The sequence below is a fragment of the Thermoactinomyces daqus genome (genome assembly GCF_000763315.1).
GTDB lineage: Bacteria > Bacillota > Bacilli > Thermoactinomycetales > Thermoactinomycetaceae > Thermoactinomyces_A > Thermoactinomyces_A daqus.
This window is the reverse complement of the sequence record NZ_JPST01000071.1, coordinates 1-6,371: the sequence shown is the minus strand read 5'-3', so window position 1 is coordinate 6,371 and position 6,371 is coordinate 1. Positions and strand designations below refer to the sequence as shown.

General features: G+C 39.6%; 11 protein-coding genes. 5 read left to right on the top strand and 6 right to left on the bottom strand.

All coding sequences use genetic code 11. From position 1 onward, the window contains the following. Positions 1-37: 37 nt before the first annotated feature. From JG50_RS0117665 to JG50_RS0117655, 3 genes are all read right to left on the bottom strand, one after another. Positions 38-1,579: a recombinase family protein gene (locus JG50_RS0117665; protein WP_033102430.1), complete on the bottom strand. Its 1,542-nt coding sequence runs from the start codon at positions 1,577-1,579 to the stop codon at positions 38-40. Positions 1,580-1,929: 350 nt separating this feature from the next. Then, on the bottom strand, positions 1,930-2,097 hold the full coding sequence (locus tag JG50_RS20395) for a hypothetical protein (protein WP_160173942.1): 168 nt from the start codon (positions 2,095-2,097) through the stop codon (positions 1,930-1,932). Positions 2,098-2,100: 3 nt separating this feature from the next. Continuing rightward, positions 2,101-3,426 carry a tetratricopeptide repeat protein gene (locus tag JG50_RS0117655; RefSeq protein ID WP_033102428.1) on the bottom strand — a complete coding sequence of 442 codons (1,326 nt, stop codon included), beginning with the start codon at positions 3,424-3,426 and terminating at the stop codon, positions 2,101-2,103. 449 nt (positions 3,427-3,875) lie between these two features. Here JG50_RS0117655 and JG50_RS0117650 point away from each other — a divergent pair, with 449 nt between their 5' ends. Continuing rightward, positions 3,876-4,109 (top strand): hypothetical protein, encoded by a 234-nt coding sequence (locus tag JG50_RS0117650; protein ID WP_033102427.1) that lies wholly within the window; start codon positions 3,876-3,878, stop codon positions 4,107-4,109. Between the two features lie 28 nt (positions 4,110-4,137). Here the strand turns inward: JG50_RS0117650 and JG50_RS0117645 are convergent, their stop codons facing one another. From JG50_RS0117645 to JG50_RS19165, 3 genes are read right to left on the bottom strand one after another with little or no spacing between them, the layout of a single operon-like run. Then, positions 4,138-4,440, bottom strand: a complete 303-nt coding sequence (locus JG50_RS0117645; protein ID WP_033102426.1) for a hypothetical protein — start codon at positions 4,438-4,440, stop codon at positions 4,138-4,140. Between the two features lie 20 nt (positions 4,441-4,460). Further along, positions 4,461-4,712, bottom strand: a complete 252-nt coding sequence (locus JG50_RS0117640) for a hypothetical protein (protein ID WP_033102425.1) — start codon at positions 4,710-4,712, stop codon at positions 4,461-4,463. Between the two features lie 2 nt (positions 4,713-4,714). After that, positions 4,715-5,182, bottom strand: a complete 468-nt coding sequence (locus JG50_RS19165) for a helix-turn-helix domain-containing protein (protein ID WP_052154473.1) — start codon at positions 5,180-5,182, stop codon at positions 4,715-4,717. Positions 5,183-5,385: 203 nt separating this feature from the next. Between JG50_RS19165 and JG50_RS0117630 the strand changes: the two genes are divergently transcribed. From JG50_RS0117630 to JG50_RS0117620, 4 genes are all read left to right on the top strand, one after another. After that, on the top strand, positions 5,386-5,640 hold the full coding sequence (locus JG50_RS0117630; RefSeq protein WP_033102424.1) for a helix-turn-helix transcriptional regulator: 255 nt from the start codon (positions 5,386-5,388) through the stop codon (positions 5,638-5,640). A 5-nt stretch (positions 5,641-5,645) separates the two neighbouring features. Further along, positions 5,646-5,843 carry a hypothetical protein gene (locus JG50_RS0117625; protein WP_033102423.1) on the top strand — a complete coding sequence of 66 codons (198 nt, stop codon included), beginning with the start codon at positions 5,646-5,648 and terminating at the stop codon, positions 5,841-5,843. 130 nt (positions 5,844-5,973) lie between these two features. Further along, complete coding sequence (locus tag JG50_RS20390) at positions 5,974-6,114, top strand: hypothetical protein (protein WP_160173941.1); 141 nt, start codon at positions 5,974-5,976, stop codon at positions 6,112-6,114. After that, positions 6,111-6,371 (top strand): hypothetical protein (locus JG50_RS0117620; protein WP_033102422.1); only part of this gene is annotated, 261 nt, incomplete at its 3' end. The genes JG50_RS20390 and JG50_RS0117620, both read left to right, overlap by 4 nt.

Below are 6,371 nucleotides of genomic sequence, written 5' to 3'. Positions count from 1 at the left end.
GAGTTAACCCTCACTGTTTATCTGTGTAGTATTATACCTAAATTTTCGGATAAAGTCTAAGGGAAAACTCATCGCCCGTTTGCCATTTTTCTTTTTTATATTCGCAATGGTCCAGGATACTTTTAAGGAGAGTGTTTTTTATTTTTGGATCATCTGATTCACGGTAAAGGTCGAGGACATTCTCGATCTTGGGTATAATTTGGTTTTGAGCTTTAATCCGTTCTTTTTCGGTTTCAAGCTCTTCTCTCACCTTTTCTATAGCTGCCCGTGTCTCATTCATTCTGTTAGCTATATTGTTGGAACGCTCAATATAGGTTTCCTCGTCATAAAGCCCTCTTTCCAGAAAATCGTGGAGACGGCCTTTTTGAGTTTCCAGGTTTTTGAGTTCCTGTTCCAAGTTCTTTATTGTAACCTGGTAAAGCTCGATTTTTTGATTGTTTTCTGAAGGGGCCTTGCTTTTTTCCCATTGCAATTTATAATCGCTTAACCAATCTTCGAGGCTGTCGATCAGGCGCGATTCTACAAATTCAAAACGAGTGCTCTTGTTGTCACAGAATTTGTTATAGCACATGAGGTGAGGTTTTTGCCCAGTATAAGGCCTGTAGACCATTGATGCACCACATTTACCACATCTGATCAACCCGGCGAGGGGATTGGTTATCCCATTCTCCAGCTGGTAGGGTGGATGATACTTTCTCTTAAGTATTTCCTGAGCTTTTTGAAATGTATCCATCGAGACCAACGATTCATGTTTTCCTTCCACGTCGATCCATTCAGACTGTGGCCTTGTTTTAGTTTCCTTGGTTTTCAGTGGATTGGATGGTTTTTTGTACTCCTTTTTTTTCCACTGGATCCGGCCGGCGTAGACGGCGTTTTTAAGGATTGCCAAAACACTGGCGCTGGTCCATTTTTTGCCTGTGTAGGATCGATATCCAAGTTCGTTCAACTTGTTTGCGATTTTGTTTGAACCCATTTTTTCATGTGGATCATCACTGGTATACCATTGAAAGATCATTTTCACTACGGGTGCCTGGTCTGGATCAGGGATCAAGTATCGGCCCGTTTGGTCTTCCTTGATTTGATATCCATAAGGTGGCCTGGTCCCTATGTAATTTCCATCCTGAACAGATCGGATTCGGCCGCCTTGGAGCCGGCGCGTGATTACTTTTAACTCTTTTCGAGCCATAAATGCCTCGAATTCGGAGTACTCCTCATCAAATTCATCCTGGAGATCATAAACTTTCCGAGGAGTAATGATTTTCGTGCCAGATTTCTGGAACGTTTCCAGGATGATCCCTTGCTCCCTCATGTTCCCGCGCCCGAGCCGGTCCATGTCCATGACGAGAACGGCATCATAGTGACCGCTTTCTACTTCCCTGAGAAGTTCCATCATCTCGGGGCGGTGGATCAAGCTTTCACCGGAGGCGATCTCTTGCCGTATCCTAATGATATTCAGCCCTTTTTGCTTGGCGAGCTGGAGCAGAGCTTTTTTATGCTTGGCAAGTGTTTCACCTTCTCCACGGGCTTCGGCTTCAATGTCTGCCCTGGATTTCCTGAGATACATACATACTCGGTCCATCGCATTCACCTGCTATAAATTTATGCCTGTCCTCATTTGATCCCTGCATATGCTTTATCGAGGTGATCATTATGCAGGTGGGGTGTAAACCAGATAAACAATATAAGATCGGGAGGACAAGAATAGAAATAATCGGTCCCAAAATTACCGAGGAGGAACGACTATTAAGAAAAGAGGAAATTCAACATGTGGTTTGGATGTTGTGGGACTCATTATCTGATAAAGATAGAACCAGAATCATACAAAAGTATAACACAGATAAACAGTTGTAAGGTAGTCAGGTCGCAGTACATTCTGCGGCTATTTTATTTTTGCACATAAAAAAAGCCGGCCACATGGACCGGCTTCAATCATGTATGAACAGGTTCCCCCTCTGCTTGGTTTGTAATGGTTGTAGTGCCATCGATTGACGTATGAACAGGCTCACCGGCAAGAATTGAAGAACGAACATGTTCCCAATTACCCGCAAGATAAACGAAACCTACAAGAACAAGTAATAAAGCAATCAGTTTTTTCATTTCTTAACTAACCTCCTGCTCCATTTCTAAATAATGTTTTTCAAGTAACACGTTCATCATTTTTTCTTTTTGACCACAGACATCATAGCAATGAGCAAGTTTTTGAAGGATTTCAATTTGTTTCCCATTAATTGAGTGGTCTTTGGATAATTGCAGAGCTTTTTCTAAGGGCTCAATCGCTTCTTGTGTTTCGTTGTTTTTGATAAAGAAGCTTCCTAAAGTGGACAGCACTTCTATAGCACTCTCTTGGTTGTCAATATGTTTTATAAGCTGTAGGGCACGATCGATCATCTGTTTGGATTCGTCCAATCGATCTTGAAACATATAAAGCTGCCCAAGTTTAAGGAAGCTGACAATGAGCAGGTCGTGGCGATGATCTAAACCCAAGTCAAGAGTGGTTAAATAACAAGATTCCGTTTGCCCGTATTCTTTTAAGTCGTACAGAGCATCGCCTAAAGTAATCCAGAGATAATAAGACAAACTTGCAAGGCCGCTTCCAGTATCTCCTATGAGTTCGAGCCCCTTTTTGGCGTATTCAACCGCTTCCTCTGCACGACCGGTCTGTAAATATATTTTTGCTTTATATTCATGTAGCTGGATCTTTATGCTGCTGTTATTGATCTGGTCTAGATCCCGATAAAGATCATCAACGGCCCTTTTTAAATCTGAGAAATCATTCGTTCTTTCCAAAAAGAGAATTTGATTGAACTTAGCATAATGAATGTAACGAAGTCTATCGCCTGAATGATCGAAGGTCTCAATCGCTTGACGAACGAGTGTAAGTGCTTCTTTGATTTCATTACGCTTAAATGCACTTATTGCTAATTCGGTGTAGGCGGCTGTCTTAAGATTCAAGTGGTTGTCTTCCACTTGATCCGATACACGGATACATTCAAGAAAATGCTTCTCGGACTTTTCTTGGAAGCTTTTTTTCACTTTTGCTTTCCTTACATACGCTTTTCCTTTTAAGTATTCAACCAGCGGGAAATAGATGTGATTTTTCGTTATACCAAGATTCTTCAGTTTTTTCAGAGCGCGATCAGGCGAATTTGAATCAATGATATTTTCAATGGTCAATAATTTGAGTTTAATATCCTCCAATTCCTTTTCTTTAAGCCTTAAGTAATCACTAATTGAATTAAAATCCAATCCTAGTTTGTTGAGCAAATATTCGACCTTTTCGCGCCTAACCCCAGCGTCTCCATTTTCGATTTTTGAGATGGTTCCGGATGAAATGTTTTCATCCGCCAACTCTTTGATAACCAATCCATCTTCAATGCGCTTACTTCTTACAACGCGGCCAACAAGAATTGGATTATAAGGTTTCATATTCTTCACCTACTCTAATTATAAATATGGATCACCAAAGAAGGGGTGATTTAATTCAATAGCATTTTGTTGAACCGTTTAGCAAAAAAAGAGCCTTCTTACATCATAATTCCCCTTTTGTTCATTTACTAGCCTATTTTTAAAAGGGTATTTTGAATTTTTAATTTCATTAAAGATTAAAGAAAATAGATCCGGTGATGAAGATTGATTGGTAGTATTTTCTTTGCTTTAATATTGATAGAAAGCGATCAATACGGTAGTTGCACATCTAAAATCAGTACCTTACGTTGTAATATTTTTCAAGAATCTGACTAGGTAAGATGTGTTATAATGAATAAACTCGAACTAATGTTCCTATATCGCTTTGAAGTGGCCATAAATTTATTTCGTCTTCCGAATAATGAATTGGGAGTAATATATATTCCGCATATCCGATAGGAGGCAACTGGATGGGGAAGACAAATAGTAGCCTTAGAAGACTGGTGGAGTATAGTGGAGTAAGTGAACAAAAAAAACACCACTTGCTTGGAATGAGTGGTGTTGCAAATGAAAATGAAATTAGCAAGAAATTAAATAAACAATTCGGAGATTTCGGTAAAGTGATCTATAAATTAAATCAAAAAGGCTTTATTAACGATTTTAATGTTTTCAAGTTACTTCAAACAGTGAAGGGGAATACATAGCCTATATGCTTTCTTTAAATGAAGGTGTTTACTTGTTAATAACCCTTAAACGATTTACATCTTCTTTAAGCAGGTGAATGTCTTTGTCATGTTCACCTGCTTTGCCAGCAAGATAGTCAGCTGATCGGTTAATTCTCTCCACTTCCATACTTAATTCCTTTAGTTGCCCCTCAACACTACTTAATCTAAGTTCCATTGATTCTAATTTAGCGTTAGTTACTTCCTGGCTTGCGCGGATTGCATTTACATTTTGTTTTACTTCCTCTAGTGCCATAACTTTTTTAGTTAAATCCTCTAGTTTTTCTAGGATTAAATCTAATCTGTCGCTCATTTTTAAACACCTCCATTCAATTATTGTTCGTTTTTCAGTATTAATACATCGCGTGACAAATAAGCTGTAGCTTTACTGGTTTGTGTTAGTTCCTTTTTCTGAGCTGCCAAGTCATCTTTTAGTTCATTCACGGCTTGAATGATCGTTTGCTGTCCTTCTTCAAGTTTTTCGATTCTTACGGTTAGTCTTTTCTCCATGCTGTCTACTTTTGCACCGACGTGTTGGATCGCATTGAGTACATCTGCGAGCGTAACATCCTTGCTTTGCGACATCGTCAATTTTCCTCCTCACTTATCTTCTTTTGTAAGCCCTTTTCCTTTTTATCCGCATTCTCTGCTACAACAGGAAGTAAATCTTTTAATAACTTTATAATTGCATCTTTCTTATCGCCTTCAACAATATATTTTTCATCGTTTTCCACGTAATAAAGCTCATCTAATTCCTTCATGATCTCAATCAACTTTTTTAAATCACCAGATTCTATTGCATTAAGCATATCCTGGGTTCGATCAATATCTTTAGATTCTTTTTTGGAAGTTTGATGGTCAGTGCGACCGGCTAAGTAATCTAAACTGATTTCATAAAAATCGGCTATTTTTTGAAGAGTATCGATATCTGGTTCACGTCTATTTACTTCATATTGGCTGTATGTCACACGATTAATTCCCAATTTTTCAGCTAAGTCCTTCTGTGACAGCTTAGCTTTATTTCTTAGCGCTTTTAATCTTGTCCCGAGATCCATACAAGGGTCCTCCTATTACACTTATGTATAAATTATATGATGCAAATTGCATCCAGTAAAGTTAGAACGAAAACAAATCTGTACATGAAATCAAAAATTTGATGCAAAAAGAATCAAAAGGGTGTTGACTTGATGCCTAAAGCATCATATAATGAAATCGATGGATGCGATAAGCATCATAAAAATTGGTTGGGGGTGACAGCATGAAACGAAACTGGTTAATTAAACTTCGTCTTAAAAAAGGTTTGAGTCGGCGAGATGTAGCAGATCAAGCTGGAATTAGCCGGGTTACTTACGGTCAATATGAAAACGGGATTCGCAATCCTAGTGTTGCTGCAGCTCAAAAGCTCGGAAGCGTTCTTGGTTTTGATTGGACAATTTTTTTTACCATTAATAGATGCGATTCGCATCAAAATGATGAGCATTTACAATCGACCGGCACCGAAGGAAGGAGCTGATCCGGATGGCCATACCTGCTAAGAAATTACCTGAAGAAATTCAGGTTCTCCAAAAAGATGGTTCCGGCGCATGTTACAAGATCGGCAACACCCAAATCGAAGTTTTCGCTCCCCAGATCGGAGAAGAGGAACGGGCTCGCCGCTTTGATCAGATTCAATCTGTAGCCTGGTATGCTTGGGACCAAATATGTAGATCAAAATGATGGCTGATAGTATTAGCAAGTTATGTAAGAAGATTCGTAATACTACCTCTTTATCTGTTCTACCAAATATCCGCAAGTTATACAAGAGATTCATAGAATCGAATTTTTGGATATGGAGGGCATTCCCATCATGATTGGCAAGGAAGTCATTTACCGCGGACGGCGGTGGCTCGTGATCGGTGAAACCATTCAGCATTATTACTTGGTAGATGAAACCTTCGGATTCCAGACTGCACGTAAAAGCAAGGTGAAGGAGGTCAGCGGAGCATGAAGACTTATCCAATTCATCTAACAGCCCGAGAAATTGCCGATCTTGCAGCGGCAATCGAAACTCGCAAACAACGCATCCAGGGAATCCTGCAAAAATCGGAGTCCCAAGAGATTATCAAAATGTATAAACGCGAGATGAAAAAGTACCAGACGCTGAGGAAAAAGCTGTCTGCCGTGTTGTCGGTCTATCCGGGTGAATTCTCCGGCCGATCGACATCGGGGGGAGGTGATAAAGTGAATATCCGGTGGCGCAGTTTC

Excerpts from the sequence above, each read along its gene's own strand:
- JG50_RS0117665 (WP_033102430.1), bottom strand. The coding sequence starts at position 1,579 with ATGGACCGAGTATGTATGTATCTCAGGAAATCCAGGGCAGACATTGAA.
- JG50_RS20395 (WP_160173942.1), bottom strand. The coding sequence starts at position 2,097 with ATGAAAAAACTGATTGCTTTATTACTTGTTCTTGTAGGTTTCGTTTAT.
- JG50_RS0117655 (WP_033102428.1), bottom strand. The coding sequence starts at position 3,426 with ATGAAACCTTATAATCCAATTCTTGTTGGCCGCGTTGTAAGAAGTAAG.
- JG50_RS0117650 (WP_033102427.1), top strand. The coding sequence starts at position 3,876 with ATGGGGAAGACAAATAGTAGCCTTAGAAGACTGGTGGAGTATAGTGGA.
- JG50_RS0117645 (WP_033102426.1), bottom strand. The coding sequence starts at position 4,440 with ATGAGCGACAGATTAGATTTAATCCTAGAAAAACTAGAGGATTTAACT.
- JG50_RS0117640 (WP_033102425.1), bottom strand. The coding sequence starts at position 4,712 with ATGTCGCAAAGCAAGGATGTTACGCTCGCAGATGTACTCAATGCGATC.
- JG50_RS19165 (WP_052154473.1), bottom strand. The coding sequence starts at position 5,182 with ATGGATCTCGGGACAAGATTAAAAGCGCTAAGAAATAAAGCTAAGCTG.
- JG50_RS0117630 (WP_033102424.1), top strand. The coding sequence starts at position 5,386 with ATGAAACGAAACTGGTTAATTAAACTTCGTCTTAAAAAAGGTTTGAGT.
- JG50_RS0117625 (WP_033102423.1), top strand. The coding sequence starts at position 5,646 with ATGGCCATACCTGCTAAGAAATTACCTGAAGAAATTCAGGTTCTCCAA.
- JG50_RS20390 (WP_160173941.1), top strand. The coding sequence starts at position 5,974 with ATGATTGGCAAGGAAGTCATTTACCGCGGACGGCGGTGGCTCGTGATC.